This window comes from Streptomyces sp. f51, assembly GCF_037940415.1.
GTDB lineage: Bacteria > Actinomycetota > Actinomycetes > Streptomycetales > Streptomycetaceae > Streptomyces.
Genome location: NZ_CP149798.1, coordinates 806,450 through 822,150 on the forward strand (window position 1 = coordinate 806,450; position 15,701 = coordinate 822,150).

At 73.4% G+C, this 15,701-nt stretch carries 11 protein-coding genes and 1 pseudogene; 8 read left to right on the forward strand and 4 right to left on the reverse strand.

Features of this window, described 5'->3' with window-relative positions; all coding sequences use genetic code 11:
• Positions 1 to 25: 25 nt before the first annotated feature.
• A pseudogene (locus tag WJM95_RS03615) lies at positions 26 to 919 on the reverse strand (DMT family transporter); the annotation flags it as partial.
• Here WJM95_RS03615 and WJM95_RS03620 point away from each other — a divergent pair.
• The 5 genes from WJM95_RS03620 (at position 910) to WJM95_RS03640 (ending at position 10,222) form a co-directional block, all read left to right on the forward strand.
• Positions 910 to 2,391: a PLP-dependent aminotransferase family protein gene (locus tag WJM95_RS03620; RefSeq protein ID WP_339127999.1), complete on the forward strand. Its 1,482-nt coding sequence runs from the start codon at positions 910 to 912 to the stop codon at positions 2,389 to 2,391. The pseudogene WJM95_RS03615 and the gene WJM95_RS03620 overlap by 10 nt on opposite strands.
• A 194-nt stretch (positions 2,392 to 2,585) precedes the next feature.
• Positions 2,586 to 4,181, forward strand: coding sequence for an alkaline phosphatase D family protein (locus tag WJM95_RS03625; protein ID WP_339128000.1), 1,596 nt, complete (start codon positions 2,586 to 2,588; stop codon positions 4,179 to 4,181).
• 55 nt (positions 4,182 to 4,236) lie between these two features.
• A complete protein-coding gene (locus tag WJM95_RS03630) occupies positions 4,237 to 5,742 on the forward strand; it encodes an SWIM zinc finger family protein (RefSeq protein ID WP_339128001.1) in 1,506 nt (501 codons plus the stop codon).
• Positions 5,739 to 8,537 (forward strand): DUF6493 family protein, encoded by a 2,799-nt coding sequence (locus WJM95_RS03635; protein ID WP_339128002.1) that lies wholly within the window; start codon positions 5,739 to 5,741, stop codon positions 8,535 to 8,537. The genes WJM95_RS03630 and WJM95_RS03635 overlap by 4 nt, the downstream gene beginning before the upstream one ends.
• 215 nt (positions 8,538 to 8,752) lie before the next feature.
• Positions 8,753 to 10,222 carry a GNAT family N-acetyltransferase gene (locus tag WJM95_RS03640; protein ID WP_339128003.1) on the forward strand — a complete coding sequence of 490 codons (1,470 nt, stop codon included), beginning with the start codon at positions 8,753 to 8,755 and terminating at the stop codon, positions 10,220 to 10,222.
• Between the two features lie 73 nt (positions 10,223 to 10,295).
• Here the strand turns inward: WJM95_RS03640 and WJM95_RS03645 are convergent, their stop codons facing one another.
• Positions 10,296 to 11,606 (reverse strand): PLP-dependent transferase, encoded by a 1,311-nt coding sequence (locus WJM95_RS03645; protein ID WP_339128004.1) that lies wholly within the window; start codon positions 11,604 to 11,606, stop codon positions 10,296 to 10,298.
• Between WJM95_RS03645 and WJM95_RS03650 the strand changes: the two genes are divergently transcribed.
• Both WJM95_RS03650 and WJM95_RS03655 read left to right on the forward strand, forming a co-directional pair.
• Positions 11,568 to 12,074, forward strand: coding sequence for an Lrp/AsnC family transcriptional regulator (locus tag WJM95_RS03650; protein WP_339128005.1), 507 nt, complete (start codon positions 11,568 to 11,570; stop codon positions 12,072 to 12,074). The genes WJM95_RS03645 and WJM95_RS03650 overlap by 39 nt on opposite strands.
• A gap of 62 nt (positions 12,075 to 12,136) precedes the next feature.
• Positions 12,137 to 13,828 carry a DUF885 domain-containing protein gene (locus WJM95_RS03655; protein WP_339128006.1) on the forward strand — a complete coding sequence of 564 codons (1,692 nt, stop codon included), beginning with the start codon at positions 12,137 to 12,139 and terminating at the stop codon, positions 13,826 to 13,828.
• Positions 13,829 to 13,910: 82 nt separating this feature from the next.
• On the opposite strand, the gene WJM95_RS03660 is transcribed toward WJM95_RS03655, so the two are convergent.
• Entirely contained in the window at positions 13,911 to 14,426 is a 516-nt protein-coding gene (locus WJM95_RS03660; RefSeq protein WP_339128007.1) for an immunity 21 family protein, read from the reverse strand.
• A gap of 120 nt (positions 14,427 to 14,546) precedes the next feature.
• Positions 14,547 to 15,062, reverse strand: coding sequence for a rhodanese-like domain-containing protein (locus WJM95_RS03665; RefSeq protein WP_339128008.1), 516 nt, complete (start codon positions 15,060 to 15,062; stop codon positions 14,547 to 14,549).
• Positions 15,063 to 15,250: 188 nt separating this feature from the next.
• Here WJM95_RS03665 and WJM95_RS03670 point away from each other — a divergent pair, with 188 nt between their 5' ends.
• A complete protein-coding gene (locus WJM95_RS03670) occupies positions 15,251 to 15,697 on the forward strand; it encodes an Lrp/AsnC family transcriptional regulator (RefSeq protein ID WP_339128009.1) in 447 nt (148 codons plus the stop codon).
• Positions 15,698 to 15,701: the final 4 nt, after the last annotated feature.

The window sequence follows — 15,701 nt, forward strand, 5'->3', positions numbered from 1 at the left end:
GCGCGCCCGATCCGAGGGCCACTCCGGCGCCCACGAGCACACTGCCCGCGGCCTGCGCGAGCCCGTAGGAACCCGTGCCCACGAGCGGGGCGGTCAGGGCCGCGGAGACCGGGACGAGGCCGGAGAAGAGCGTGGCGCGCTCCGCCCCGATGCGCTGCACGGCCATGTACCAGCAGACGAAGCCGACGACCGTGAGGACCGCCGCCTGCCACAGCAGCGCGGTCGCCTCGGCGGCGTCCGGCATCCGCAGCCAGGCTCCGCGGCCGGTGACCAGCCCGGCCGCGGCCGCCTCGATCGCGGCGACACCGCACACGGTGGCCGACAGCAGGCGCGGCCCGAGCGGGCGCAGTACGGGGACGGCCAGTACGGCGAAGCCCGCTTCCCCGGCCAGCGCGCCGAGGGAGTACCCGATCCCGGCCGCGTCGGTGCGGCCCCACCCCTGAACGGCGAGGGCGCCCGACGCGACGAGCAGGGCCCCGTACAGGACGCGGGGCCGCGGACGGCGGCCCTCCTGGAGCGGCACGAGCACCGCCACGACGACCGGGGCGCAGCCCACGAAGACGCCGGGGACCGCCGGTTCGGCCGTGCGCTCGGCGGCGAGCACCGCGAGGTTGAAGCCGACCATGCCGACGGCCGCGACCACGGCGAGGCGGCCCCACTGCCGGAGCGTGAGACGCCGCAGAGGGGCCGCCCCGGCCCGGCCGACGAGGGGCAGCAGAAGGACACAGGCGAGGGCGTACCGCAGGAACTGGCCGCCCGCGTACGGATAGTGGCCCATCACACTGTTGGCGGTGAAGGAACCTCCGACGAGCACACAGGCGAGGGCGGCGAGCAGCGCGCCCCGGGTGGTGGTGGCGTTCATGCCTCCGACGTTATGAACGGACGTGGTCCGGTTTAAGGTCCACTTCCATGACGTCATCGGGGACCAATCGCGCGGCGCCTCCACCGGCCGCCCCTCAGGGGCCGGCGTCCTCGTCGGCCGCGTGGGAGCTGCTCCTGCCGGCCGCGGCCGCCGCGCCACGCGCGCGTGGGCGCACCCTTCAGGCCGCTCTGCGCGAGGCGGTCCGTTCGGGGCGGCTCGCTCCCGGGACCCGGCTGCCCTCCAGCCGTGAACTGGCCGGCGATCTCGGCGTGTCGCGGGGGCTGGTCACCGAGGCGTACGAGCAGCTGACGGCGGAGGGGTATCTGCGCAGTGACCGGGGCGCCGGCACCTGGGTCGGCGGCGCGGTCCGTGCGGTCGGCCCGCGCGCGCGTGATCGTGCCCCGCGGCCTGCCGGGGTGCGGGCGGACTTCGTCCCGGGGACCCCCGACCTCTCCCTCTTCCCCCGCTCGGCGTGGGCCGCGGCGCACCGCGGAGTGCTGGCCGAGCTGCCCCATCACGCGCTGGGCTATCCGGACCCGCGGGGTCTGCCGGGGCTGCGGACCGCCGTCGCGGAACTCCTCGTGCGCCGCCGGGGCGTGGTCGCGGACCCGGAGCGCGTCATCGTGGTCTCCGGGGTGGCGCAGGCGATGACACTGCTCGGACTCGTGCTGCACGCGCGCGGGACGACCCGCGTGGGCGTCGAGGACCCGGGCAGTCCCGAACTCGGCTCGCTGTTCGCCTCGGCCGGCGTCGGCACCGTACCGCTGCCGCTCGACGACGACGGTCTCGCGACCGCCCCGCTCGAAGCCTCGGGGGTACGGGCCGTGGTGACGACGCCCGCCCACCAGTTCCCCACGGGGATCGCGTACTCGGCGCGGCGCCGGACCGAACTCCTCGACTGGGCGCGGTCCGTGGACGGTTTGCTGATCGAGGACGACTACGACGGCGACTTCCGCTACGACCGCGCCCCGGTGGGTGCCCTCCAGGGGCTCGACCCCGAACAGGTCGCCTACACGGGCTCGGTCAGCAAGTCGCTGGCCCCGGGACTCCGGCTCGGCTGGCTCCTCGTCCCCGCTTCCCACTTCGAGGAGGCCGTCGAGCGCAAACGCACCATGGATCTCGGCAACCCGGTCCTCGACCAGGCCCTCCTGGCCCGACTGGTGGAGCGCGGCGAGTACGACCGCCAACTGCGCCGCTGCCAGCGTGCCTACCGGGAGCGGCGTGACACGCTGGTCGCGGCCCTGGAGGAGCACTTTCCGGGGACGAAGGTGTCGGGGATCGCGGCCGGGCTGCATGTCGTCGCCACGCTGCCCGACCGCTACGGACCGCGGGACCGCTTCATGGAGCGGGTCACGGCGGCCGGGGTCGTGGTCCGGCCCTCGGCGCACTACGGAGCGACGGCGGCCGGCGGCGTACGGCTCGTGCTCGGGTACGCCCATCTGGCTCCCGCGCGGATACGGGACGGCGTGCGGCTGATGGCGGAGGCGGCGCACGGCGTGGACGCCCGGGGCGGGCCGACGGCGCGTTGAGGCGCCCCATGGCGAGGATCGCGCGCCTGTCGGACACCTCCCCTCGTCCCAGGAGGACGGGCGGGAATCGCCGCACGGGCCAGGGTTCCTCCGCGGCGACAGCCGGTTGTTCATCCATGGTTTGCGTGCGCGCTGCGGCGCGCCAGTAGTTGTGGCTCTGCACACTGGCCGAATCCGTATCCGGAGGCGTATCCATGGCGCACCGTCCGTTCAGCTCGTTCCCCGGCCGCCGCAGCGTGCTGCGCGGCTCCCTCGCCGCTTCGGCGGCCCTGGCCCTGCCCACCACGCTCGGCTCGGCGCCCGCGTTCGCCCTGTCCGGCCGGCCCCAGGCGGGCTGGGGCGTCCAGGCCGGAGACGTGACCGCCGAGTCGGGTCTGGTGTGGGTCCGCTCCGACCGGCCCGCCCGGATGATCGTCGAGACCTCGCCGACCGCGTCCTTCCGTGCCCCGCGCAGATGGCACGGCCCGCTCCTCGGCGCGGACACGGACTTCACGGGGACGACCCGGCTGCGCGGTCTGCCCGCGGGCGAACAGATCCACTACCGCGTCCTGCTCGCCGACCCCGACGACCCCCGGCGCACCGGCGAGCCGGTGGGCGGGACGTTCCGTACGGCTCCGCACGGGCGCCGGGGCGGCGTACGTTTCCTGTGGTCGGGCGACCTGGCGGGACAGGGCTGGGGCATCAACCCGGACATCGGCGGATACCGCATCTACGACGCGATGGCCCGGCTCGACCCCGATTTCTTCCTGTGCAGCGGCGACAACATCTACGCGGACGGACCGATCGCCGCGACGGCCGCGCTCCCCGACGGGAGCACCTGGCGGAACATCACGACCGAGGAGAAGTCCAAGGTCGCCGAGTCCCTGGCGGAGTTCCGCGGCAACTTCCGCTACAACCTGCTCGACGAGAACCTCAAACGGTTCAACGCCCAGGTGCCCTCCGTCATCCAGTGGGACGACCACGAGGTGCGCAACAACTGGTACCCGGGGGAGGTGGTCGCCACCACGGACACGCGGTACACGGAGAAGAGCGTGGACGTCCTGGCGGCCCGGGCCCGGCGCGCGTTCAGCGAGTACTTCCCGGTGTCGACGCTGCGGCCCGGCGACCAGGACGGACGGGTGCACCGGGTCGTGCGCCACGGTCCGCTCCTCGACCTGTTCGTCCTCGACATGCGCACCTACCGCGACGCCAACTCCCCCGACAACCAGACGACCGATCCGCAGGGCATCCTCGGCGCCGCGCAGCTGGAGTGGCTGAAGCGCGAGCTGTCCCGCTCACGGGCCGTGTGGAAGGTGATCGCCGCGGACATGCCGCTCGGCCTGGTCGTCCCGGACGCGACCGAGGGGCAGCCGAACTTCGAGGCCGTGGCCCAGGGCGAACCCGGTCGGCCGCTCGGACGTGAGCTCCAACTGGCCGAGCTGCTGCGGTTCATCAAGCACCGGCGGATCACGGGCACCGTGTGGCTCACCGCCGACGTGCACCACACCTCGGCGCAGCACTACCAGCCGTCGCGGGCCGCGTTCACGGACTTCGAGCCGTTCTGGGAGTTCGTGTCGGGGCCGCTCAACGCGGGAGCCTTCCCCGCCAGCGCGCTGGACGACACCTTCGGTCCGGAGCGGGTGTTCGTGAAGGCTCCCGTCGCCTCGAACGTCTCGCCCGCCGGCGGCTACCAGTTCTTCGGCGAGGTCGACATCGACGGCGATAGTGGGGAACTGACGGTGCGTCTGCGCGAACAGGACGGGAGCGTGCTGTTCACGCAGGTGCTCCAGCCGGGGCGCGTCGGCCAATAGGCCTGCGTCGTCGCAGGTCAGGGCGATTGTCAGTGGTCGCCTCTACGGTTTTTCCATGACGCGATCTTTGCAGGCCGTGGCCTACACCCGACCCTCCGCGCTGGAGTCCGTGCCCGGCGGCCGACGGCTGGGCCTGGAGACCTCCCGGGGCTCGACGCCCACCGGGATCCAGGACCATCCGCGGTTCTTCGCGGGCTTCCTGACGTCACCTCAGGTGGCGGCCGCGGGCCTGCTCGCGGTGGCCGACGTCGCGGCGGCGCGCTATTACCAGCCGCAGCTGCGGGCCTCGCTGGACCCGGTGGTCACGGGCAACGGTGACCGGCTGCGGTTCGAGTCCTTCTCGGGCTGCGGCGGGGTGTACGCGCGTCTGGACGTGCTGTCCCCGGGCCTCGACGGCGACGAGATCGGTCACGGCACGACGAACGTCGACGTCAACAACCCTTTGCGCGAAGCCCTTTCCCGCATGGGGACGGACGATCCGCTGCATCTGCGGGTCGGTCCCGACGAGATGGCTGTGACCACCCTGGACGGACCGGTGGTGGAGAAGAAGGTGCCGCTTCCCGACCGCTGGCTGCGGGGATTCGCCGAGGCCCAGGTGACGGCGGCCGGGTTCGACCTGCGGGCGGAGCTGCCCGCGGCCGAGGCCGTCCGTTTCCTGCGCTCGCTCCCGCGCGGCACGGCGCGCGGCCGGGCCGGCGGCGTCCAGTGGGTGGTGCCCGCGGGGCGGGGACTGCGTCCGACGACCCGGCCCGTCCCGGGAGCCGTCTGCCTGCCGGGACCCGACCGCCTGATCGCGCTCCAGCGGGTGCTGCGCCATGCCACGGCCCTGCGGGTGTACGGCCCGCCGGTCAACGGCGACGCGGCGCTGGCCGGCGCCTGGGAGGCCGTCCTCCCCGGGATGCGTCTGACGCTCACGCTGTCGCCTGACGCCTCCCGTGGCTTCTCCGGGGAGGGCGGGGTGCTGGACGCCCTCGCCACCGACGAGGCCGCCGATGACGCGGAACTGATCGCGGTGCTGCTGGCCTGGGAGCCGCGCGTCGACGTGGGCGACCTGGCCGCCGCGTCCGGACTCCCGGCCGAGCGGGTGCGGGCCGCCCTGGTCCGTCTCGGCACCTCGGGCCGGGTCGGCTACGACACCGCGGAGGCCGCGTACTTCCACCGCGAACTGCCCTACGACGCGGGGCGGGCCGAGCGGCACAATCCGCGCCTGCGGTCGGCCCTCGCGCTGGTGTCGGCGGGCGCGGTCGCGCTGGACGGAGCCATCGGCACGGTGACGGCGGACGACGGTCATGTGCACCGGGTCCGCGACGACCGGGGGACGCTGAGCTGTTCGTGCCTGTGGTGGGCGAAGTACCGGGGCGGCCGCGGGCCGTGCAAGCACGCTCTCGCGGTGCGGATGGTGCGCCGGGGCGCCGCCCGGTCCGAACACGGGGACGGCCCTGCTCCGGCTGCCGATCGGGCCTCGACTCCCGCCGCGGCACGGGCTGTGGCCACGGTCGCGGCCGCGGGGCGGATCGATGAGACGACGGAAGTTCCGGTCGACGGGGGCGATGAGCGATGAGCGACGAAGCACTGCTGAAGGCGGTCCGGGCGGGGCGGACCGTCGAGGCGACCGGCCTCCTGGACGGGATGACCGATGCCGAACGCCGGGCCTGTCTGCCCGCGTTGAAGGAGCTGCGCAAGGAACTGCGGTCCGCGCCGTGGAACGCGGCCTCCCGCGTCGCCCATCCGGCGCTGCACGCGGCGGGAGCCGCGTGTCACACCGGCGCCGCCGGAGCCGCGACCTGGATCGCCGGCGTCGACATGCGCTGGTCGCAGGCCTCCCCCGGCGTCCTGCTCCATGTGCTCGGCGACCGCGAGTCCGACTGGCTCGCCGATCTGACCCACCGGCTCGCCGCCCGGCCCGTGACCTCCCGGCTGCCGTTCGCCCTGTTGTCGGGGCTGGTGGGACTGTCCGGCTGCGAGGTGCCGACGACGGACGCCTATGTACGGGGCTGGTTCGAGCACATGGGTGCCTCGCGGAACGGCGGGCGCTCCGTGGCGCAGCGGCTGCGCAAGGAACCGCACCTGTCCGTGATGATCGGCGCGCTGTTCGAGTCGCTGGAGGTCACGGGTCAGATCTCCTGGCTGTTCGGCGACGGACCGGGCAGCTGGTACAACGCCCTGGCCGAGCTGGCGGAGGAAGGCGTCCTCGACCGCAAGGTCCTGGTGGACGCGTGCGTCGCGCGGCTGCTGCGCGGTGGCGCACCGGCCGACCAGCGGGTGTTCCTGCGCCTGCTGTCCTCGCTGGCCCTGACACGGGCCGAGGAACGCGAGCGCTCCGCCGACTGGACGGCCCTGGCCTGCCAGGCCGTGCCGTCCGTCGCCTGGCACGCGCAGTCCGTGCTCGCCTCCTTCGCGCTGGACGGCGAGCTGACGCCCGGCCAGTTGGCGGAGCTGTCCTCGGGCGTGCTCTTCCGCACCGAGAAGAAGCTGGTCCGCGCCCAGCTGGTGCTGCTCGGGAAGGTCCTCAAGCGTGATCCGTCCACGGCGGACGTGCTGCTTCCCGCGGTGGCGGAGGCCTTCGGGCACGAGGACACGGATGTGCAGGAGCGCGCGCTGAAGCTGGTGGAGCGCCATGTCACGGCGCTGCCCGGCCCGAACCGCACGCCCGGCACCACAGGCTTGTCCGCCTCCGCCGACACGGACGGCACCACCGGACCGGACGGCACCACAGGCACGGTAGGCACCACAGGCACGGACGGCACCGTCGGCACGGCTGGCAGCGCCGGCGCGAACAGCGCGCGGGAGCGGCTCGGCGAGCTCGCCGCGGACCTGAGCCCCGGCCTGCGGCTCCGGGCGCAGCGCGTCCTCGGCATCGAGGCCCCCGGCTCCGCCGCGACGGTCCAGGAGGACGTGCTGCCCCCCGTTCCGCGGCGGGAACGGCTGGCGCCCGCGCCCGAGTCGGTGGCCGAACTGGCCGAGGAGGTCAGCGCGATCCTGGCCTCCGGCGGTGGGGTCGCCGCGTTCGAGCGCGCCCTGGACGGCCTGGTCCGTCACGCCCACCGCGACCGGGAAGCCTTGGCGGAGGCCCTCGGACCCGTGGTCGCGCGCTGCTGGTGGAAGGACCGCGACCCGCGGTACCCGAGCGCGGACAGAATCTTCCGGGAGTCGCCGAACGGACTCGAAGTCGTCCTCGCCGCCCTGTTCGAGCAGGTCGGCACGGACACCCTGCACACCGCGGCGCAGCAGGGCACCACGAGCGGGAACTGCCATCACAGCGCGCTCTCCCGCGCCTTCGAGGCCCGTCTGTGGGAGGCGGCCTACCGGCTCCGCGCCGAACCGATGCCGTTCCTGCTGGCCACGCCCAGCTGGGACACCGGGCTCCTGGAGCCCGAGGAACTGGTGGAGCGTCTCACCGAGTACCGCCGGCTCGACGCCCGGCCGGGAACGGCCGACTTCGCGCAGGCGCTCCTGCGGGTACGTCGCGACGACCCGGCCGTGTCGGCGGCGGCCGCGGCGCGGGCCCGCGCTCTCGGCAGCCCCGAGGGGTGCCGGCTGTCCCAGTGGCTGAGCTCCGAAGGGCCGCTGCTGCCGACGAGTCGCCGCCGGACGTCCGGCGCCCGGGTCCTTCTGGAGCTGGGTGAACTCCAGGAGATCCAGGGCCACTTCCCCGCCGAGTTCCGGCCGCTGGGCCGCCCCCTGACGGTGTTCAAGGACCACTGGTACTGCCGGCACTGGGGTGTCACGGACCGGCAGCACTGGCCTGCCGTCGTTCCCGGGCGACGGGAGCTGGTGGCGGCGCGTCTGCTGCGCGACATCAGCACGGCCGCGATCGAGGACACCCGTATGGACGCCATGACGTTGCCCCTGCTGGCCGAGGCCGACGGTCCGGCGGGCGAGGCGCTGCATCTGTGCGTGGCGTACGGGCTCGGGGCGCGGCATCCCGAGGACCGGCTCTCCGCGGTGGACGCCTTGCTGGTCCTCGCGGCCCGGGGACAGCTCGACGCCGGGCGGCTCGGCGCGGACATCGGGGAACTGGTGGGCAGAGGCGCGCTGAAGAAGTCGCGGCTGGCCGAGTCGATCCGCACGGCGGCGGCCACGGGCGCGTACGCCACCGTCTGGTCGGTGCTGCGCGGCCTGTTGCCCGACCTGCTGGCGGGCCTCGCCGCCGACGGAGCGGGCGGCGGCTCCGGCGGAGGCGCGGTGCGGGGGCTCGGTGAGCTGCTCGCCGTCGCCGCGGACTGCGCGGAGCGTTCGGGGGCGCACGGTGATCTCCCGCATCTCCCGGAGACCGCGGAGCGGCACGGCTCGTCCAGGGTGGTGACCCAGGCCCGGCGGCTGCGCAGCGCGCTGACGCGGGAGGCCGCCGCCTGACACGAGGGGCCGCTGTCGGGCAGGGCCGCCGTACGGAACGTAAGGGGATCAACCGTCCGGCGGCTCCGACGAGGTGAGCAGCGGGCTCCCACGCCCGGGGCAAAAGACCCGTAAAAAGAACTGCAAACAGGACAGAACGACACTTAACCGATCAGTCACAAGCCGTTCGTGATCACGCAACACCGTTCCTTCACAGTGACTGTATGACTCCAGACATGTCTGATGTGACGCGCGCGAAGCAGGCACGACCCGTTCACCACTGGCGACGGGACGTCGTCGAACTCGCCGCACTGTTCACGGCGGTGGCGGTCGCCGACGGTGTGGCCAACATGATCGGGCACGGGCCGGGCGGCCCCACGCTGCTCGTGATCGCGGCGGTGTTCCTCGCCGCCACGGCCGGATTCCACACATGGTGGGCACGGCGCCACGGTCACGCGCCGCCGACGAGCGATACCGGCGCCCGGCCGCCCTCGGAGGGGCGAACGGGCACGCTTTCCGAGGAGACCTCGGCGCCTCTGGCCGGAGCGGAGGTGACGACACTGCTGCGGATGCGAACGACGGTCGAGGACGCGCCGGGTTCGCTCGCCGCGCTGTGCACGGCGCTCGCACAGCTCCGGGTCGACATCCTGAGCCTTCAGACGCACCCGCTGGCGGACGGGACGGTCGACGAGTTCCTGCTGCGGGCCCCCGCCGAACTGGCCACGTCCGAGATCGCCCGCGGTGTGACGCAGGCCGGTGGCACCGCGACCTGGATCGAGCGCGCCGATGCCCACGACCTGGTGGACGCGCCGACCCGGGTGCTCGGTCTGGCCACTCGGACCGCCCTGGACGCTTCCGAACTCCCGCTCGCCCTGCGGCAGTTGCTCGGCCGGTGCACGATCCGTTCGCTGCCCGCCACCTCTCCCGTCTCCGGCCGGGCGACGGAGGGCGCTCCCGTGGAGGGGGCGCTGGAGGACACGGTGATGCGACTGCGCGCGCCGGAGGGCGGGGTGATCACGGTCGAGCGGCCGTATCTGCCGTTCACACCGACCGAGTTCGCCCGGGCACGGGCGCTGGTCGAACTGGACGCGCGGCTCGGTCCGCGCATTCCGCGCGGGCAGGACCTGCTGACGCTGCCCGAGGGCAACGCGATCACCGTCCGGCGCGCGGACGTCTCCGACCTCGACGCGGCCAGGGAGATGCATGACCGGTGCTCGCCGCGCACGCTGAGCATGCGCTACCACGGACCCGTCGGGGACGCCGACCGGTACCTCAACCATCTGCTCAGCCCCAGCTTCGGGCGCACCCTCGCCGTCCGGACGGCGTCCGGCAGGATCGTCGGGCTCGGCCATCTCCTCTGGGACGGGGACGAGACGGAGGTCGCGCTGCTCGTCGAGGACGAATGGCAGCGGCGCGGGATCGGCATCGAACTGCTGGGCCGTCTGGTGGCGATGGCGACCGAGGCCGGCTGCGCGAGCGTGTACGCCGTCACGCAGGCGTCCAACACCGGCATGGTCGCCGCCATGCGCGGTCTGGGCCTCCCCCTCGACTACCAGATCGAGGAGGGCACCCTGGTCATCACCGCCCGTCTGGACACGGCACCGGTGGCGACGCCCGTGACGTCGTCCCTGCCGTACTCCCTCGGCCACGCTCCGCAGGCGGCGGGCAGGTGGACGGTGCCCGGGACCGGTGTGGGCCGGGACTGACCCGAGTACGCCCAAGTCCCCCGGCACGGCCCCGTGCCGGGGGCGCCCCTCCCCCGCCGCCGATCGCGGACCCTCATTCCCCGCCGCTGTACCCCAGTGCCCCGTCCAGGTCGGACCACAGGTCGTCCACGTCTTCCAGGCCCACCGACAGACGCAGCAGCCGGTCACTGACCCCCGCGTCGTGACGGTCCGCCGTGGGGACGATGCGGTGACTTATGGAGGCGGGGTGCTGGATGAGGCTGTCGACGCTGCCGAGGCTCACGGCGGGGGTGATCAGCCGCACTCCCGCGATCACGTCGTGCGGGTCGCCGTGCACCTCGAAGGCGATCATGGCGCCGCCGATGCGCGGGTAGTGGACACGGGCGACCCGCGGGTCGCGGGCGAGCCTGCGGGCCAGTTCCGCGGCGTTCGAGGAGGCGGCCCTGACCCGGACGGGCAGGGTCGACAGGCCGCGCAGCAGCAGATAGCCGGCCAGCGGATGCAGGACGCCTCCCGTCGCGAACCGCACCTGGCGCAGTTTGCGGGCGAACTCCTCGTCGCAGGCCACCACTCCGGCCATGACGTCGCCGTGCCCGCCCAGGTACTTGGTGGCGCTGTGCAGGACCAGTCGCGCGCCCTGTTCGGCCGGGCGCTGGAGCACGGGGGTCGCGAAGGTGTTGTCGGCGAGGAGCGGTACGGACCCGCAGGCGTGCGCCACGGCCCTGAGGTCGAGTTCGGCGAGCGTCGGGTTGGCCGGGGACTCCACCATGACGAGCCCCGTGTCGGGCCGCAGCGCGTCGGCGATCCCGGCCGGGTCGACCCAGGTGACCTCGCTGCCGAGCAGCCCGGCCGTCAGGAGATGGTCGCTGCACCCGTACAGCGGACGGACGGCGACGACGTGGCGCAGGCCCATGGAGTTGCGTACGAGGAGGACGGCGCTCAGGGCCGCCATGCCGCTCGCGAAGGCGACCGCGCTCTCGGTTCCTTCGAGGCGCGCCAGGGCGGTCTCGAAGCGGGCGACGGTCGGATTGCCCAGGCGCGCGTAGACGGGCGGGCCGTCCGGCTCGGCACCCTCGGCCGCGAAGGCGTCGATCCGGGCGGCCTCACCGCGGCTGTCGTACGAGGGGTAGGTGGTGGACAGGTCGATCGGGGCCGCGTGCAGCCCCAGGGCCGCCAGGTCCTCCCGGCCGGCGTGCACGGCTTCCGTGGCGAGTGCCCGGGTCGAAGCCGCCGGGACCCGGCCGTCGCCGTTCGGGTCGTCCTGCGCGTCCAGCGCGCCCTGCGTGTCGTACACAACGGAGTCCATGCGCCGAAGCCTGAACACCGGGCGGGCTTTCGGCGCCGGATCCCGTGTTACGTTCGCGCCATGGCCGATTCTGTCGTACTCGATCCGGTGGATCTTCATCTGCTGCGGCTGTTGCAGAACGACGCCCGGACGACCTACCGCGATCTCGCCGCGCAGGTGGGAGTCGCCCCGTCGACCTGCCTCGACCGGGTGACCCGGCTGCGGCGGGCGGGAGTGATTCTCGGCCATCAGCTGCGGCTTGACCCGGCGAAGCTCGGCCGGGGTCTGGAGGCGCTGCTCTCCGTGCAGGTCCGGCCGCACCGGCGGGAACTGGTCGGGCCCTTCGTCGACCGGATCCGGCTGCTTCCGGAGTCGCGGACCGTCTTCCATCTGACCGGCCCGGACGACTATCTCGTCCATGTCGCGGTCGCGGACATGGCCGATCTCCAGCGGCTGGTGCTCGACGAGTTCACCTCGCAGCGTGAGGTGGCCAGGGTCGAGACGCGGCTGATATTCCAGCAGTGGGACTGCGGACCCCTGCTGCCGCCCGCCGCGCCCGGCACACCGTCTCCGGCCAAATCCGCCTGACGCGCCGGAAAGCCCGGTTGCGCGGGCTGACGCGGCACCCGTGCCCGTATGAGGATGTGCGCATGTCAGAGACGAAGAACCCGCTGCCCCGCGAGGTCGCCGACGCGTACGTCGACGACCTCATCGCCCTCGACCCGGTTCTCGGTACCTACCTCGGTGTGAAGGAGAGTCACGGCAGGCTTCCCGACAACTCGCCCGCGGGCCAGGAGGCCGTCGCCGAGCTGGCGCGGGTGACCCTCGCGCGGCTGGACGAGGCGGAGCGGCGGCCCGGCGCGGACCGCGACATCGAGCGCCGTTGCGCCCGGCTGCTGCGTGAGCGGCTCACCGCCGCGCTCGCGGTCCACGAGGCGGGCGAGGGTCTGCGGGCGGTCGGCAATCTGCACACACCGGTGCACTCCGTGCGGCAGGTCTTCACCCTGACACCGACGGAGAGCGACGAGGACTGGGCGACGGTCGCCGAGCGACTGCGGGCGGTCCCGGCCTCGCTCGCGGGCTACCGGGAGTCCCTCGCGCTCGGGCTCGACCGCAAGCTGTACGCGGGCCCGCGCCCGACCGCGACGTTCGTCGAACAACTCACGGAATGGTCGGACACGGACGGACGGGGCCGCGGCTGGTTCGAGGACTTCGTCGCGGCGGGTCCGGCCTCCCTGCGCGAGGAACTGGACGCGGCGGCCCGTTCCGCGACGGAGGCGGTGGTCGCGCTGCGGGACTGGATGCGTGATGTGTACGCGCCCACGATCGAGGGCGGTCCCGACACCGTGGGCCACGAGCGGTACGCGCGGCTGGCGCGGTACTTCAACGGTACGGATCTCGACCTCGACGAGGCGTACGCGTACGGCTGGGCCGAGTACCACCGGCTGCTGGCCGAGATGCGGACCGAGGCCGAGAAGATCCTTCCCGGCGCGGCGACCCCCTGGGTGGCCCTGGCGCACCTCGACGAGCACGGCCGGCACATCGAGGGTGTCGACGAGGTCCAGCGGTGGCTCCAGGGGCTGATGGACGAGGCGATCGAGGCCCTGGACGGCACGCACTTCGAACTCGCCGAGCCCGTACGGAAGGTGGAGTCCCGTATCGCGCCCCCCGGCAGCGCGGCGGCCCCCTACTACACCGCACCGTCGCAGGACTTCTCGCGGCCTGGCCGCACCTGGCTGCCCACGATGGGGCAGACCCGCTTCCCCGTCTACGACCTCGTCTCGACCTGGTACCACGAGGGGGTGCCCGGCCATCACCTCCAGCTCGCGCAGTGGGCGTACGTCGTCGACGACCTGTCCCGCTACCAGGCCACCGTGGGCATGGTCAGCGCCAACTGCGAGGGCTGGGCCCTGTACGCGGAACGGCTGATGGACGAACTCGGCTTCCTCACCGACGCCGAGCAGCGGCTGGGCTATCTCGACGCGCAGATGATGCGTGCCGCCCGGGTCATCGTCGACATCGGCATGCACCTGGAGCTGGAGATCCCGGCCGACTCGCCCTTCCACCCGGGCGAGCGGTGGACCCCCGACCTGGCCCAGGAGTTCTTCGGCGCCCACAGCAGCCGGCCCGCCGACTTCGTGGAGAGCGAGCTGACCCGCTATCTCACGATGCCGGGCCAGGCCATCGGCTACAAGCTCGGCGAGCGCGCCTGGCTGCTCGGGCGCGAGAACGCGAGGAAGCGGCACGGCGACTCCTTCGACGCCAAGGCCTGGCACATGGCCGCGCTGTCCCAGGGCTCCCTGGGCCTGGACGACCTGGTGGACGAGCTCTCCCGGCTCTGACGGCGTCCCGCGCGGCGGCCGGGTCCGGCCGCCGCGCGCGTCACCGGGACGCGTGGACGTCCCGGCGTCACCCGGCAGAGCGTCAGGGCGTGAGCCGACGCAGCTGTACGAGTCCCACCCAGGTCTCGGGTCCCGGTTCGACGCGGGCCGCGCGGACCGCGTACCGGCCCGGGGAGAGCTCCACCCGCAGGTGATCGGTGCTCCCGGAGGCGGTGCCGGGCCAGGTGGCGTCGAAGAGGACGACCGGGCCGGGCACCGTCCACTCCACCTCAGGCTCCCAGGCGGCCTGTGCCAGTGCCGCCGGGACGACGGCGAGCAGTTCGTCCTCGGACTCGGCGGCGCACCAGCGGACGAAGGCCCCGTGCTCGGGGAGGTAGGTGGTCGAGGCGGGATCGTCGCCGAGGACCAGTGCCCTGGTGTCGCCCACGGGCAGGAGGCCGACGTACCCGTCGACGTCGCAGGCCCGGTCGTAGTCGCAGGACATGTCGTCGCCGTCGGCCCCCGACCAGAACGGGAGCACCGTCTCCGGGATCGCTATGAGCGGCCCGCCGCCCGACTCCACCCACTGGACCGCACCGGGGTCCGCGTATCTTGGCATGCGCAGAAGCTACACGGCAGGCCTCCGCCCCCGTAGGGCAGGCGGCCGCCGGAAACCGGATCAGGACACCGGCGGGAAGACGGGGACCCGGCCGGTCGACGCGGCCCCCGTCCACGGAGGTCAGCAGCCGCAGTCCTCCGCGTCCACCGGCGCCGTCAGGGGGTCCGCCGCACGGTTCTCCCGCCCCTGCCAGGTCTCGAACGCGAAGCCCTCGCGCGCCCAGTACTCGAAGCCACCGAGCATCTCCTTGACCTGGAAGCCGAGTTCGGCGAGGGCGAGGGCCGCGCGCGTCCCGCCGTTGCATCCGGGGCCCCAGCAATAGGTGACGACCGGCACGGACTTGTCCAGAAGCCGCTCGGCCTGCTCGGCGATGAGGGCGGTGGGCAGGTGGACCGCGCCGGGGATGTGGCCCTGGTCCCACGACGCGGTGGAGCGGGAGTCGAGGACGACGAACCCGGGGTCGCCGCCGGCGGCGAGGGCCGCGGCCACATCGGACACGTCCGCGTGGAACGCGAGGCTCGCGCGGAAATGGGCGGCGGCCGCGGCGGGCGGGGCCGGCGGCACCCGCAGGACGGGGTTCGCCGGCGTGGATCCGGTCACCGTGCCGTTCGTGATGTCCTCGGCAGTCGCAGTCATGACCTGGCCTTTCCTTGTTCCGTGGTCCCGTCGGCCGGATGCCGCCCTTGCCATCCCGGTGCTCTCCGCGCACCGCGTTCCGCGGGACGTCCCGGGAGGAAAATCTACGGGCGCCGGTCCGTGTCCTGAAGTGACGATCCACGGCAGCGTGGTTGATCGGCCGGGGATTTCCCTGGTATGCATCGCGGATGACCGCGTATTCCCCCGACGCCACCGACTGGCGCATCCTCGACGTCCTCCAGCGCGAGGGCCGGTCCAGCTTCGCCGAGCTGGCACGGGCCGTCTCCATGTCCGCCAGCGCGGTCACCGAGCGGGTCCGCCGCATGGAGGAGGCGGGCGTCATACGCGGGTACGCGGCCGTCGTCGACCCCGAGAGCCTCGGGCTGCCGATCCTCGCGTTCGTCCGGCTCCGCTACCCGAACGGCAACTACAAGCCGTTCCACGACCTCGTCGAGGTCACGCCCGAGATCCTGGAGGCCCACCACGTCACGGGCGACGACTGCTTCGTCATCAAGGTCGCCGCGCGGTCGATGGCCCATCTGGAGACGGTGTCGGGCAAGATCGGCACGCTCGGCTCGGTGACCACGAGCGTCGTCTACTCCTCACCTCTGCCGAGCAGGCCGCTCGGCCGCTGAGCAG